We start from the raw sequence: 13,851 nt of genomic DNA, 5'->3' as shown, positions 1-13,851 counted from the left end.
GCTCAGGAACGGGGCGACAGGGTGTAGCTGAAGGCCACGATGAAGTCGATGACCAGAGCCACGGACCAGGGCGCCATGACGGCCCACAGGGGAACGGTCCGGCTCAGGTCACCGACGATGAGGGTGAGGACAGCGAGCACGGTGGCGGCGACGGCGAAGGCCAGCAAGTGCCGCAGCCACTGCCGGCGCTCGCGGGCGGCGTGGGCCCGCCCGGTACGCGGTGGGCGTACCGGTGCGGGCCCACCCGCGAAACGATGGGCGAACCGCTGGTCGGCCCAGCTGGTGAGCTGGTGGCCGAAGGCCAGCGAGACGCCGATGTAGACGGCGGCGAGGCCGTGCTCGAAGCCGGCCTCGGCGCCGCGCCGCAGGTCGACGGCGGTGGCCGCGAGCAGCACCACGTCGACCAGCGGTACGGCGACCAGCAGGGCGGTGCTCAGCCGCCGGGCGCGCAGCAGATACCGGGCGGCCAGCCCGGCGCCGAGCAGCACCCAGAAGCCGATCTCGCACGCGACGATCAGCGCGATCATGACGTCCCTCCCCGTTTTCACACGACTGTGTTGCTTCCTTGATAACACACTCGTGCGATAATGAGCGAGTGCCGAAGGTCGTGGATCACACCGAACGCCGCCGCGAACTCGCCGAGGCGGTGTGGCGGGTCATCGCCCGTGACGGCGTCGCCGACGTCTCGATCCGCACCGTGGCGGCGGAGTCGGGCTGGTCCTCAGGCGCGCTGCGGCACTACTTCGCCACCCGCGACGAGCTGCTCGCGTTCGCCTGCGAGCAGGTCATCGCCCGGGCGAGCGAGCGCATCCGAGAGCTCGACCCGCCGGGCACGCTGCGCGAGCAGATCGGTGCCGTGCTGGCGCAGACCATGCCGCTGGACGCCGAACGGCACACCGAGGCGTCGATCATGTTCTCGTTCCTGACGCTCGGCCTGGGCGACCCGGCGCTGGCCCGGGTGCAGCGCCTGCACTTCACCGCGATGTACGACCTCTGCCTGCACCTGGTCCGCCAAATGGTCACTACCGGGCCGGAGGCGGCCGCCCGCCGGCTGCACGCGGTCGTCGACGGCCTGACGGTGCACGTCCTGGCCGGCCACCTGAGCCCCGAGGCGGCGGCGGCGGAGCTGGACGCCTACCTCGACGAGCTGGCCGGCTGAAGCAGCGCCGACACCGGCAGGCCGCGGATCGACGCGTCCAGGACCCGGGCCGTGTGGGCCAGCGCGATCTCGCCGCCGAGGCGCTGGACCGAGGCCGCGACCTGCATCAGGCAGCCCGGGTTGGCCGTGACCAGCAGCTGGGCCCCGGTGGCGAGCACGTCCTTGGCCTTGCGGTCGCCCAGTTCGGCCGCCGGGCCCGGGTTCAGCACGTTCCAGATGCCGGCCGAGCCGCAGCAGATCTCCGGGTCCGCGATCTCCCGCACCTCGAGCCCGGGGATGCCGTCGAGCAGCGCCCGCGGCTGCGCCCGGATGCCCTGGGCGTGCGCCAGATGACAGGCGTCGTGGTAGGCGACGGTCACCGGCAACGGGTGCCGGCGGGCCACCGGGCCCAGCTCGACCAGCATCTCCGACAAGTCCCGGACCTTCGCCGCGAACGCCGCCGCCCGTTCGGCGTACCGGGGGTCGTCACGCAGCAGGTCCGCGTACTCCTTCATCGACGAGCCGCAGCCGGCCGCGTTCACCACCACCCGCTCGACGCCGGCCCGCTCGAAACGGTCGATCAGCCGGCGGGCGAAGCCCCGCGCCTCCTCGTCGCGCCCGTTGTGCCCGCTCAGCGCCCCGCAGCAGCCCTGCCCCGGCGGCACGACCACGTCGCAGCCCTCGGCCGCCAGCACCCGGATCGTCGCCGCGTTCACGTCCGGGAAGAACGCGCCCTGCACGCAGCCGGTCAGCACACCCACGACCGCGCGGCGCGGGCCGCGGGCCCGGACCCGGCGCGGCGGCCGGGGCACCCGGGTCAGCGGCGGCGCCAGCGACTCCAGGGTGGCCAGCGTCGGCGCCAGCCGCGGCAGTAGGCCGCTGCGGGCGACCAGCCGCTGCAGGCCGGTGACCTGGTACGCCCGCAACGGCACCCGCAACAACCGCAACCGCCGCGGGTACGGGAACAGCGCGAAGATCGCCTCCCGCAGCAACCGTTGCCGGGGCGGCCGGTGATGACGCCGTTCCACCTGCGCGCGGGTGTCCTCGATCAGCCGGTCGTAGCGCACGCCGGACGGGCACGCCGTCACGCAGGCCATACAGCCCAGGCAGGCGTCCATGTGCTGGACCATGGCGTCGCTCATCGGCTCGCCGTCCAGCCCCTGCTTCATCAGGTAGATCCGTCCGCGCGGCGAGTCCATCTCCTCGCCCCACAGCACGTACGTCGGGCAGGTGGTCAGGCAGAAGCCGCAGTGCACGCAGTCGTCCACCAGCTCCCGCCGGGGCGGCCGGTGCTCGTCGAAGGCCGGTTCGCCGGCGACCGGGCCGAGCACGTCGCGTGGTGCTTCTCCGGTGCCCCAGGTCGCGTCGACCATCAGATGCCTCCCACGAAGCGTCCCGGGGCGAACCGGTGTCCCGGGTCGAACCGGTCCTTGACCCGGCGCATCAAAGCCAGGCCGGCCACCGGTCCCCACATGTCCACGATCTCCCGGACCGGCTGCGGCGCGATGAGCACCACGGCGTGCCCGCCCGCGCGGACGGCGGTCGCGCGCAGCCGCTCGACCACGGTCGGCGCCGAATCGACCGGCACGTCGGCGTAGAGCACGCCGGTGCCCGCCGAGCCGCGGACCGCCACCCCGGCGTCGAGCAGATCCGGTACGTGCGACAGCGGCACCGTGAGCTTCATCCCGGCCTGGTCCCACGGGTAGCGGCCCCACCAGGACGGGAACTCGTCGGTGGCCTGACCGCCGAGCACCTTCTCCAGCCGGGCGGCGCGCTCGCGTACGCCGGCGGCGGTGCCCTCCACCAGCACGGCCAGCGTGACCGGGCCGGCGGCCGGCGCGTCGATCTCCACGGCGGACGGCACCACCTGCTCGGCCCGTACCGCGGCGAGCAGCGCACCGATTTCAGCGGCCGGGGCCGTCCGCAGCACCAGGGCCGAGACGGGGGGTTGCGGGTGCAGCCGGAACGCGCACTCGGTGATCAGGCCGAGGGTGCCGTACGAGCCGGTGAGCAGCTTGCCCAGGTCGTACCCCGCGACGTTCTTGACGACCTTGCCGCCCGCGTGCGCGACCCGGCCGTCGGGCCGGACCACCGTCATGCCGATCAGCAGGTCGCGGGCCGTGCCGTAGAGCTGGCGCCGGGGGCCGCTGGTGGCGGTCGCGACGGCGCCGCCGACGGTGGCGCCGGGCACCGGGGAGTCCAGGGCGAGCTGCTGGCCGGCCAGGTCCAGCCCGTCGAGCGGGGTCCCGGCCCGCAGCACCACGATCAGGTCGCCGGCCGCGTGCTCGACCACCCCGGTCAGCCGCCGGGTGTCGACGATCAGGTCGAGCCGGCGCGGCGGCATGCCCCAGTCCAGCTTCGTGCCGCCGCCGCGGACGACCACCGCCAGGTCGTCGCGCGCGGCCTCGTGCAGGACGGCGGCGGCCTCCTCGGTGCTGGCCGGGGCGGCGACGAACCGCGCGGGCACGCCGGCCACCGTGTCCGCGTCCGTCGCGTCGCTCCACAGCGCCATCAGAACAGCTCCGCCGGGGTCGCCTCGCCGGCCCGGTGCCGCCGGGGCACCTCGCCGCAGAGCCGGGGCGTCGGGAAGATCTTGCCGGGATTGGCCAGCCCGGCCGGGTCGAACGCGCACCGCAGCAGGTGCATGGTCTCCAGATCGTCGTCGGTGAACATCCGCGGCATGTACTTGGCCTTGTCCATGCCGACGCCGTGCTCGCCGGTGATCGAGCCGCCGTACTCGATGCACAGGTCGATGATCGCGCCGGAGACCTCCTCGGCCCGGTCGGCCTCGCCCGGCACCGCGTTGTCGAAGAGCACCAGCGGGTGCAGGTTGCCGTCGCCGGCATGGAAGACGTTGGCGACGCGTACGCCGTGCGCCCGCGACACCTCGCCGATGCGGTGCAGCACCTCGGGCAGCGCCGTCCGCGGGATCACCCCGTCCTGCACGATGTAGTCCGGACTGATCCGGCCGACCGCGGCGAAGGCCGACTTGCGGCCCTTCCAGAACAGCGCGCGCTCGGCCGGGTCGGCGGCGATCCGCAGCTCGAAGGCGCCGCTGGCCTCGCACAGTGCGGTGACCTGGTCGAACTGCGCGTCGACCTCGGCGGCCGGGCCGTCCAGCTCGACGATCAGCACCGCGCCCGCGCCGGCCGGGTAGCCGCACGCGACGGCCGCCTCCGCGGCTTCGATGGCCAGCGCGTCCATCATCTCGACCGCCGCCGGGACCACCCCGGCGGCGATGATCGCCGAGGTCGCGGCGCCGGCCTGGTCGGTGGAGGGAAAAGCGGCGAGCAGGGTACGCACGGACTCGGGCAGCCGGGTCAGCCGGACGGTGACCCGGGTGGCGATGCCCAGCGTGCCCTCAGAGCCGACGAACGCGCCGAGCAGGTCGTAGCCCGGGGTGTCCGGCGCGCGCCCGCCCAGCTCGACCAGCTCGCCGTCGGGGGTGACCACCTGGGCGCCGGTGACGTGGTTGGTGGTGAAGCCGTACTTGAGGCAGTGCGCGCCGCCCGAGTTCTCCGCCACGTTGCCGCCGATCGAGCAGATCTGCTGGCTGGACGGGTCCGGGGCGTAGTAGTAGCCGTGCGGGGTGGCCGCCTTCGTGACGTGCAGGTTGATCACGCCGGGCTCGACCACCGCGCGTTCGTCGTCCGGGGCGACCTCGACGATCGCGCGCATCTTGGAGGTCACGATCAGCACGCCCTCGGCGTGCGGCAGGGCGCCGCCGGAGAGCCCGGTGCCGGAGCCGCGGGCCACGAACGGCACCCCGGCCTCGACACAGGCGCGGACCGTACGGGCGCACTCGCCTGCGTCGCGGGGCAGCACCACCAGGCCGGGGATGACCTTGTAGTGGGCCAGCCCGTCGCACTCGTAGGTCCGCAGCTCCTGCCGGTCGTTCACGATCCGGTCGGCGCCCAGCTCGGCGCGCAGCCGGGCGGCGAGTACGTCAAGCGTGGTCATCGGCGACCCCCCGGGACAACGTAACCTTCCCCCGGCGCGGCAGTCGAGAGCCGCCGTCATGGTTGAAACAATTCGTTCATCAATACACGTCTATGCACGCGTAGTGTCTCGATCGTCTGGAGAGATCCTCCAGGCCGATCCCAGGAGGCATGCGTGCGTTTACGCAGACGGTCCGCCGTCGCCGGAATCCTCGCCGCGACCACAATCATCGCCGCCGCGCCCATCGGCGCCAGCGCGGCACCCGCCGACCCGCAGCCGGCCGCGGCCACGCCGCTGACCGGCGAGCACCCCGACCACGACTACGACTTCGTCGACAACCGCGGCGGCAGCGCCGCGCCCACCGCCGGCCAGCGCTCCCTGGTCCGCGACGACAACCTGGTCACCCGCTGGAACAAGCTGGGCACCCCGGCCTCGGTCACCCCGGCCAAGGGCAAGCTCGCCGGTGGCCTCAAGGGCGACGCCGAGGCCGTCGCGCGCGCGTTCCTCAAGAACAGCGTGGGGCTGTTCTCGTTGCGCAGCGCCGCCGTCGACGACCTGGACACCATCGCCCAGACCAAGGTCGGCGAGGGCACGGTCGTGCTGATGCGCCAGCGCTACGGCAAGCTCACCGCCGCCCACGACGGCCTGGTGGCCGTGGCGGTCAAGGGCGGCGACGTCCTGCGGGTCACCTCGTCGCTGAGCCCGCAGACCGCCGAACCGGCCGCCGCGACGATCGAGCCCGACGCCGCGCTGGCCGCCGCCCTGGCCGACGCCGGCATCGCCCGCGACGAGCTCGCCGACTCCCGGGTCCGTCAGGTCGCGGTGCCGATGCCCGGCGCCGCCCCGCGCACGGCGTACGAGGTGGTCGTGCTGAGCAAGGACGCCGACCACCCGCTGGGCTACACGACCTACATCGACGCCCGCGACGGCAAGGTGCTGCTCCGGGAGAACCTCGTCAACTTCGCCGGGGACGACCCGCACTGGAAGGTCTTCCCGGCCACGCCGACCGCGGCCGGCACCGACACCCGGCAGACGTGGTGCGCGACCACCGCGCCCGGCTGCGCCCGCCAGGTGCTCGACCCGGCCACCGGCAAGCCCTGGGACATCGACCCGGCCACCGGCACGCCGACCTTCACCAGCAGCGGCAACTCCGCCGACTCGGTGCGGCTGTGGGGCAACGGGAACCCGGCGGTGCCGGCCGCCACCCGGCCCGACCGCGAGTACGTCTACCCCTTCACCAACCAGTGGAACACCAGCAAGTGCGACCCGAACGCGCTGACCTCGCCCGAGCAGGCCGACGCCGACGCGGCCACCGCGAACCTGTTCGCCATGCACAACCGGATGCACGACTGGTCCTACCGGCTCGGCTTCACCGAGGCCACCTGGAACCTGCAGAAGACCAACGTGCTGCCGTACGGCAAGGGCGGCGACGCCGAGCGCGGCAACGCCCAGCAGGGCGCGGCCACGGCGACCACGCGCAACAACGCCAACCAGGCGACCCCGCCGGACGGCATGCAGCCGACCACGAACATGTACATGTGGCAGCCGTTCGCGGGCAGCGCGTACCCGCCCTGTGTCGACGGTGACTTCGACATGACGGTGATCGGGCACGAGTACACCCACGCGATCAGCAACCGGATGATCGCCGGGCCGGACAGCGGCATCAGCTCCAGCCAGGGCGGGGCGATGGGCGAGAGCTGGTCCGACCTGCTGGCGATGGAGTACCTGTTCGAGAGCGGCTACACCCCGCGGGGGAACACGCCGTACGTCACCGGCGCGTACGTGACCGGGGACGTGAGCACGGGCATCCGCAACTACGACATGAGCACCAGCCCGCTCAACTACTCGAACTACGGCTACGACCGCGGCGCGGCCGTGCACGCCGACGGTGAGATCTGGAGCGCCACGAACTTCGACGTGCGGCGCGCCTTCGTCACCCGGTACGGCTCGGGCACCCGGGCCCTGCAGGAGAGCTGCGCGTCCGGGGCGACGCCGGCGACCGAGTGCCCGGGCAACCGGCGCTGGGCGCAGCTGGTGTTCGACTCGTACCTGCTGGCGGCGACCGGCTCGATCAGCATGCTCGACATGCGCGACAACATGATCACCGCCGACGCGCTGCGCTTCGACGGGGCGAACGCCGACCTGCTGTGGAACGCGTTCTCCGCCCGGGGCATGGGCGCCGGCGCGTCCAGCGGGCCGTCGGACACCGACCCGGTGCCCAGCTTCGCGTCGCCGTACGCCGACAACGTCGAGGTGACGTTCAAGGCGCTGGGCGAGGCGGCGGGCAAGCCGGTCCGGCTCTACGTCGGCGACCACGAGTTCGGCACGACGCCGATCGCCGACACCGACCCGGCCACCGACCTGCCGGCCACGGTCACGCTGGCCCCGGGCACGTACAAGTTCCTCGCCATCGGCGCGGGCTTCGGCCACAAGCGGTTCACCCAGACCGTCTACCCGGGTGTCACCGCGACGGTCGGCGTGGTCATGCCGGCCAACCTGGCCTCGGCCACGTCCGGCGCCACGATCACCGGCGACGGCACCAACCTGGGCCGGCTCACCGATGACGCCGAGAACGCCGCGTGGTCCGCCACCGGCGGGGCGGCGGGCCGCCAGGTCACCGTCGACCTGCCGGCCGACACGGCCAAGCTGGTCTCCCGGGTGCAGCTGAGCACCTTCCCGGGACCGGGCGCCACGACGGCGTCGATGTACAGCACGGTGCGCCAGTTCGAGATCCTCACCTGCAACGCGACCGCGGGTGCGGACTGCGCCACCGACGCCGGCTACAAGGTGGCGTACGCCAGCCCGGCGAACGCCTTCGACACCGGCTCGTTCCGGCCGAAGGTGCCGAACCTGCTGATCAAGTCATTCTCCGTCCGCCCGACCCTGGCGACCCACGTGAAGCTGCGGGTCCTGAGCAACCAGTGCACGGGCAACCCGCTGTACGCCGGCGAGCAGGAGAACGACCCGCGCAGCGCCAGCGACTGCGCGACCGCCGCACCCGCCGCCGCCAACGTGGTGGCCGCGGAGTTCGAGGTCTTCAGCAGCTGACCCGCACGGTCGGAGGAGGTACGCGGTGGCGGCCGCGTACCTCCCGGCGCCGGAAGTGTCGTACCGATGTGGTCAGCTTCCCGGCATGGGTGTCTTGTGCGACTACTTCCGCGCCGCGGACGACGCAGCGGCGATCAGCCTGATGGAGCAGACCGACGGCGGCCCCGTCGCGGTGGCGGGTGAGAGCCGGCTGGACGCGATCGACCTGAAGGGCATCGAGCCGCATGTGATCCTCGGCCAGCTCGTGGCTCTTGCCGCCGATGTCCCGTGGCAGCCCCGCCTGGTCGGCACCGAGCTGCTCTGGAGCGGCGGCGACGAGGGTCCCTGGATGATGTCCATCGAGGACACCACCCGGGACACGCTAGCCGCCATCGTCCCCGGTGCGCGGACGAGCGAGCTGTCGGCGCAGTGGGGCCGCATCGAGGAGCTGGCCTCGCCGGGCCCGTTGCCGCCGGAGCAGCTGGTGCCGGTCATCGAGGAGATCGCCGGCCTGGCCCGGCGCGCCCGCGACGCCGGCGAGCACCTCTACTGCTGGTGCTGCCTGTAGGCCGCGGGGGGGCCTACGGGATCGGGCGCCGCATCGAGTAGGTGACCCCGTGCAGCCGGTGCGGCTCGTTGATCACGTGGATCGCGGCCCGGTCGTACGCCTGCCAGCCCGCCGCCCCGGCCCGGTTGAGGTGACGCAGGTCGTCGAAACGCTCGTCGGTGCCCCAGCGCAGCGTCCCACCCGGGTGGTGGAACGTGGCCGTCCAGTCCATGAACCTGTCGGCCCCGAAGGTGCCGGCCGCCCGGTACTCGAGTCGTGCGTACTCCCAATTCGTCACAGTCATGATTATCACTGGTGATCGCCGGACCGCACGCCCCGGCGGGCCCGGCCCCGGCTGACGAAAAGCGCCCGGCCGATCCTCAACCGGGTCACCGCCGCGCCGATAAGCGGGGACATGCAACCGGTAGCGCGAATCGGCATCCTGGGCACGGGTTCCTACCTGCCCGAGCACGAGGTCACCAACGAGGCTCTGATGGAGCTGGTGACCGATACCACACCGGAGTGGATCTCCCGCCGCACCCTGATCGAGGCCCGCCGCTTCGCCGCCCCCGACGAGGCGACCTCCGACCTGGCCACCAAGGCCGCGCTCGCGGCGCTCAGCCGGGCCGGGATCGACGCCGACCGGATCGACTACCTGATCGTCTCCACGTCGACGGGTGACTCGCCGCAGCCGCCCACCGCCTCGCTCGTGCAGCACGCCATCGGCGCGCACCGGGCGGCCGCCTTCGACATCAACGTCGTCTGCGCCGGTTTCGTCTTCGGCCTGGCCCTGGCCGACAGCCTCGTCGCCACCCGGCCCGAGGCGGTCGTGCTGGTGGTCGCGGCCGACATCTACTCCCGGATCCTCGACTTCGGCGACCGGCGCACCGCCATCCTGTTCGGCGACGGGGCCGGGGCCGCCGTGGTCGGTGCCGTGCCGGCGCCGTACGGGCTGGTCGACGTCGAGCTGATCACCCGCGGCGACGCCCACGAGCTCATCCACGTCAAGGCCGGGGGCAGCCGGCTGCCCGCGTCCGCCGAGACCGTGGCCGACGGCGACCACTACTTCCGGATGAACGGCCGCGGGGTGCGCGACTTCGTGCTGGCCGGGGTGCCGCCGGTGCTGGCCGACCTGCTCAAGCGGGCCGGTGTCACGCCCGGCGACGTCGACCACTTCGTGCCGCACCAGGCCAACGGCATGATGATCGGCGAACTCGTCGAGGCGGCCGGGCTGGGCGACGCCCGTACCCATCTGGTCCTGGACCGCTACGGCAACACCGGCAGCGCGTCCGCGGCGATCGCGCTCGACGCGGCCGCCCGGGCGGGCGAGCTGCACGACGGCGAGCTGGTCCTGCTGGCCGGCTTCGGCGGCGGCATGTCGGTGGGCGCGGCGCTGCTGCGCTGGTACGGCAACTAGCGGCTCAGTTTCGCGCCGAGGAAGAAGATCCCCGGCTGCCCGCTGGTCTCGAAGCCCGCACTGCGGTTGCCGCGCAGGGGCGAGCCGGTGAGCGTGAGGGTGCCGGTGCGGTCGTTGCTGACGAAGAAGATCGCACCGCCACCCTCGTTGGCGTGGTTGTCGCGGATCACGGTGTCCCGGATCGTGACGGCGAACGCGTTGCCGTCGGTGTAGATCGCCCCGCCCGAACCTCCGCCGGGGGTGCCGCCGCGGGCCGGGTTGGCGCCCCGGCCGATCGCCTTGTTGCCGGTGAAGACGCTGTTCAGCACGGTCCACGAGACGCCGATGCTGCTCAGCGCGCCACCGTTGGAGCAGCGGCCGCCGGTGAAGGTGCTGTGCACGACGTACACCGGTTGCGACTGGGAGAGCACGCGGATCGCGGCGCCGCCGAGGTCCTGGCCCGTACCGTCGCAGTGGTTGGCCGTGAAGCGGGAGTTGACCACCTTCAGCCGGCCGCCGCGGACGAAGATCGCGCCCCCGCCGCCGCCTTCGGCGGTCTCGCCGGTGGCGTCGCCGCCGGTGAGGGTCAGGTTCTGCAGGGTGAGCCGGGGTGTTGCCTGGTCCTGGCAGTGCGAGGTGGTGAAGCGCTGGGCCTCGTCGCAGGTGTTCTGATAGAGGATGCGCCGTTTGCCGCCGCCGCTGAGGGTTACCCGGCCACCGCCGTCGAGCACCACGGCCGGGCCGTGGTCGTTGCGGACCTTGGCCGTGGCGTGCATGGTGATCGTCACCGGCGCCGGCCCGCAGTCGAAGGTGATCACCCCGCCGGCCGCGACGGCTGCGACCACGGCGGCCGACGTGCAGCTCGCGGGTGTGCCCCGGCCGACGACCCGGTCGGGCTTGCGGGTGTCCTCCGCCCTCGCCGCCGCCGGCACCGCGGCGTCACCGTCGGGGTTGCCCGGGCTGGGCAGCGGCCGTGGCGGCCTCGGGGTCGGCTTCGGGGCCGGCGAGACCGAGAAAGGCGCCGGGGCAGCGGACAGCGATGGGGCCGCAGATGCTTTCGCCGGCGCGGTCGCCCCGGCAGCCGGCGGTGGGCCGACCGTTTCCCCGGTGCAGCCGGTCACGGTGAAGGCGCAGGTCACGGTCAGGGCAATGGCAAGCGGGAAGCGCACCGCACGATGCTAAGTGGCAGCATGACTGCGGAACAGCCGGGCCGGGTTGTCGATTCGCGGCCGGCTGAAACGTCGCAGTGATGATCGGGCCCGCACGGGGTCCCGCGCGAACGGAAGACCGACATGGCGAAGTACCTGGTGCTGATCTACGGCGACGAGCAGGAATGGGCGAACACCGGACCGCAGGAACGGGCCCGGATCGAGGCCGGCCACCAGCGGTTCGCGGCCACGGCCGGGGCCGCGGTGATCGGCGGGCACGAGCTGATGCCGCCCGGCACGGCGACCAGCCTGCGGCAGGGACCGGCGGAACGGCCGACGGTCACCGACGGCCCGTTCCTGGAGAGCAAGGAGGTGCTCGGCGGCTTCTACGTGCTCGAGGCAGCCGATCTCGACGCGGCGATCGCCCTGGCCGGGCTGCTGCCGGAGGTGGCCGCGAGCCACAGCGGGGTGGAGATCCGGCCGATCCGGGAGAACAACTGATCCCCGAGGGCGTCCGCGAGGCCGTCGCGGACGCGCACCGTCGCGAGTGGGCCCGGGTGCTCGCCGCGACGGTGCGCGTCACCCGCGACCTGGACCTCGCCGAGGAATGCACCCAGGACGCCTACACCCACGCCCTGAGCAGCTGGGCCGACCACGGGATCCCCGACCGCCCCGGAGCCTGGCTCACCACCGTCGCCCGCAACCGGGCCCTGGACGCGTTGCGGCGCGCGTCCGTGCTGCGCCGGACCCTGCCGCTGCTGGTGATGGAGGAACCGGTGGCCGGCCCGGCCGAGGACGACCTCCTGCGGCTCATCTTCACCTGCTGCCACCCTGCTCTGGCGAGCGACGCCCAGGTGGCGCTGACTCTGCGGCTGCTGTGCGGGCTGTCCACCGCCGAGGTGGCGCGGGCGTTTCTGGTTCAGCACGCGACCATGGCGGCCCGGATCACCCGGGCCAAGAAGAAGATCGCCGCGGCGCGGATCCCATACCGGGTGCCGGGGCCGGACGAGCTGGGGGAACGGCTCGACGCCGTGCTGGCGGTGCTGCACCTGGTCTTCACCACCGGCCACACGGCGCCGATCGGGGCGGTGCTGGCGCGCCGCGACCTCGTGCACGCCGCCCTTGACCTGACCCGGACCCTGCACCGGCTGCTGCCCGGGCACGCCGACGTCGCCGGCCTGCTGGCGCTGGAACTGCTCACCGACGCCCGGCGCGACACCCGGGTCTCCGCCGACGGGCGGCTGGTCCTGCTGGCCGACCAGGACCGCAGCCGGTGGGACCGGGCCCAGATCGCCGAGGGTGCGGCCCTGCTGGGCCAGGCGCTGCGGGCCGGGCCGCCGACCCGGTACGCGGTGCAGGCCGCCATAGCCGCCGTCCACAGCGAGGCGCCGACCTGGGCGGACACCGACTTCACGGAGATCGTCGGGCTCTACGACGTGTTGCGGGAGCTGTGGCCCTCGCCGGTGGTCGAGCTGAACCGGGCGGTCGCGCTCGGGGAACGCGACGGTCCGCGGGCCGGCCTGGACGCGCTGACACCGCTGCTCGCGGAGCCCGCCCTGGCCACGTACGGCTATCTGAGCGCGACCCGGGCCGACTTCCTGCGCCGGCTGGGCCGCCGGGCCGAGGCCGCCGGGGCGTACGAGGAGGCACTGGCCCTGACCGACAACGACGTCGAGCGGGCCTTCCTCACGGCCCGGCTCAACGAGGTCCGTTAGCGGTCGACCGGCGCGTCCCAGTCGGGCAGGGCCGCGCCGGGACGGGCGAACGCCGCGAAGTCCGTGGTGTCGCGGAAGGCGGGGATCCGGTAGAGCGCCCGGGCGTACGACCACAGGTGCGGGTAGACGTGCAGGCCCGGGTTGATCGCGCGGAAGGCGTTGGCGCCCACGTCGTAGCGCACCAGCGTCACCCAGAGCCGGATGTCGGCCTCGGTCAGGTCATCGCCGAGCAGATATCGCGACCGGGCCAGCCGCCCGTCGAGCTGCTCGAACGCCTCCAGCAGCGCCTCGCGGACCGGCCCGGGGCGCCCGGCCGCGCCGACGCCGTGGTTGACCGCCGGGCCGAGCCAGCGGTCCAGCTCCTCGATGCGCTCGCGCAGCCGCGGCGGGTACGTCTCCACCAGCGGGTCGGCCAGGTGCCGGAACCGGGTCGCCAGGTCGATGCCTATGCCGTGGCTGTCGTTGCTGACCAGCCGGGACCCGGCCCGGTCCCAGAGCGCGGGGACGCTGACGTGGCCGTCGAAGCCCTCCTCGGTGGCCTCGTAGACCTCGCGCAGCAGGGTGAAGCCGTTGACCGGGTCGGGGCCGTACTGCTCGCGGAAGGCCCAGCCGCGCCCGTCGCGGACGCCGTCGACGAACGACATGGTGACGATGTCCTCGAGGCCGGCCAAGGCGCGGGTGATCGCGACGCGGTGGGACCAGGGGCAGAACCAGCCGCCGTACACGTGATAGCGGAAGGGGCGGGCGGTGAACTCGCCGTCGGTGGTGATCCGGCCGGTGAAGCGCAGCAGCGGCCCGGGGGTGTCCGGTATCCGGTACTCGCCGAAGGTCGTGGTGTCGACCGGGCTGGCCAGGCGGGTGGCAGGCGACAACTTCGGCATGACCCTCTCCTTCACACGGGCGAGACGGCGTCCAAAGCCTAGCTGTGAGATAGGAAATGG

General features: G+C 73.2%; 13 protein-coding genes. 6 read left to right on the top strand and 7 right to left on the bottom strand.

The window, feature by feature from the left end:
- Window positions 1-2: 2 nt before the first annotated feature.
- Entirely contained in the window at window positions 3-527 is a 525-nt protein-coding gene (locus tag ACQP2Y_RS26780; RefSeq protein WP_433717787.1) for a hypothetical protein, read from the bottom strand.
- Between the two features lie 68 nt (window positions 528-595).
- Here ACQP2Y_RS26780 and ACQP2Y_RS26775 point away from each other — a divergent pair, with 68 nt between their 5' ends.
- Entirely contained in the window at window positions 596-1,159 is a 564-nt protein-coding gene (locus ACQP2Y_RS26775) for a TetR/AcrR family transcriptional regulator (protein WP_433717786.1), read from the top strand.
- On the opposite strand, the gene ACQP2Y_RS26770 is transcribed toward ACQP2Y_RS26775, so the two are convergent.
- The 3 genes from ACQP2Y_RS26770 to ACQP2Y_RS26760 are packed head-to-tail and all read right to left on the bottom strand — an operon-like array spanning window position 1,135 to window position 5,098.
- Window positions 1,135-2,511, bottom strand: a complete 1,377-nt coding sequence (locus tag ACQP2Y_RS26770; RefSeq protein WP_433717785.1) for a (Fe-S)-binding protein — start codon at window positions 2,509-2,511, stop codon at window positions 1,135-1,137. The genes ACQP2Y_RS26775 and ACQP2Y_RS26770 overlap by 25 nt on opposite strands.
- Window positions 2,511-3,650 (bottom strand): FAD-binding oxidoreductase, encoded by a 1,140-nt coding sequence (locus ACQP2Y_RS26765; protein WP_433717784.1) that lies wholly within the window; start codon window positions 3,648-3,650, stop codon window positions 2,511-2,513. Before ACQP2Y_RS26765 ends, ACQP2Y_RS26770 begins: the two co-directional genes overlap by 1 nt.
- The gene (locus ACQP2Y_RS26760) at window positions 3,650-5,098 is read right to left on the bottom strand and encodes an FAD-linked oxidase C-terminal domain-containing protein (RefSeq protein WP_433717783.1); all 1,449 of its coding nucleotides are present in this window, start codon (window positions 5,096-5,098) and stop codon (window positions 3,650-3,652) included. Before ACQP2Y_RS26760 ends, ACQP2Y_RS26765 begins: the two co-directional genes overlap by 1 nt.
- Before the next feature lie 153 nt (window positions 5,099-5,251).
- On the opposite strand from ACQP2Y_RS26760, the gene ACQP2Y_RS26755 reads away from it, so the two are divergent.
- On the top strand, window positions 5,252-8,125 hold the full coding sequence (locus ACQP2Y_RS26755; RefSeq protein ID WP_433717782.1) for a M36 family metallopeptidase: 2,874 nt from the start codon (window positions 5,252-5,254) through the stop codon (window positions 8,123-8,125).
- A gap of 85 nt (window positions 8,126-8,210) precedes the next feature.
- Window positions 8,211-8,672, top strand: a complete 462-nt coding sequence (locus ACQP2Y_RS26750; protein ID WP_433717781.1) for a hypothetical protein — start codon at window positions 8,211-8,213, stop codon at window positions 8,670-8,672.
- A 13-nt stretch (window positions 8,673-8,685) separates the two neighbouring features.
- On the opposite strand, the gene ACQP2Y_RS26745 is transcribed toward ACQP2Y_RS26750, so the two are convergent.
- Window positions 8,686-8,955 carry a hypothetical protein gene (locus ACQP2Y_RS26745; RefSeq protein ID WP_360542588.1) on the bottom strand — a complete coding sequence of 90 codons (270 nt, stop codon included), beginning with the start codon at window positions 8,953-8,955 and terminating at the stop codon, window positions 8,686-8,688.
- A 111-nt stretch (window positions 8,956-9,066) separates the two neighbouring features.
- On the opposite strand from ACQP2Y_RS26745, the gene ACQP2Y_RS26740 reads away from it, so the two are divergent.
- Window positions 9,067-10,068, top strand: a complete 1,002-nt coding sequence (locus ACQP2Y_RS26740; protein WP_433717780.1) for a 3-oxoacyl-ACP synthase III family protein — start codon at window positions 9,067-9,069, stop codon at window positions 10,066-10,068.
- Here the strand turns inward: ACQP2Y_RS26740 and ACQP2Y_RS26735 are convergent.
- The gene (locus ACQP2Y_RS26735; protein WP_433717779.1) at window positions 10,065-11,216 is read right to left on the bottom strand and encodes a hypothetical protein; all 1,152 of its coding nucleotides are present in this window, start codon (window positions 11,214-11,216) and stop codon (window positions 10,065-10,067) included. The genes ACQP2Y_RS26740 and ACQP2Y_RS26735 overlap by 4 nt on opposite strands.
- A gap of 123 nt (window positions 11,217-11,339) precedes the next feature.
- Between ACQP2Y_RS26735 and ACQP2Y_RS26730 the strand changes: the two genes are divergently transcribed.
- Entirely contained in the window at window positions 11,340-11,696 is a 357-nt protein-coding gene (locus ACQP2Y_RS26730; protein ID WP_433717778.1) for a YciI family protein, read from the top strand.
- 56 nt (window positions 11,697-11,752) lie between these two features.
- Window positions 11,753-12,910, top strand: a complete 1,158-nt coding sequence (locus ACQP2Y_RS26725; protein WP_433717777.1) for an RNA polymerase sigma factor — start codon at window positions 11,753-11,755, stop codon at window positions 12,908-12,910.
- On the opposite strand, the gene ACQP2Y_RS26720 is transcribed toward ACQP2Y_RS26725, so the two are convergent.
- Window positions 12,907-13,791: a glutathione S-transferase C-terminal domain-containing protein gene (locus ACQP2Y_RS26720; RefSeq protein WP_433717776.1), complete on the bottom strand. Its 885-nt coding sequence runs from the start codon at window positions 13,789-13,791 to the stop codon at window positions 12,907-12,909. The genes ACQP2Y_RS26725 and ACQP2Y_RS26720 overlap by 4 nt on opposite strands.
- Window positions 13,792-13,851: the final 60 nt, after the last annotated feature.

The organism is Actinoplanes sp. CA-051413 (genome assembly GCF_050955795.1).
Taxonomy (GTDB): domain Bacteria; phylum Actinomycetota; class Actinomycetes; order Mycobacteriales; family Micromonosporaceae; genus Actinoplanes.
Note: the sequence above shows the minus strand (reverse complement) of the source record. Positions and strands in the feature narration are given on the sequence as shown.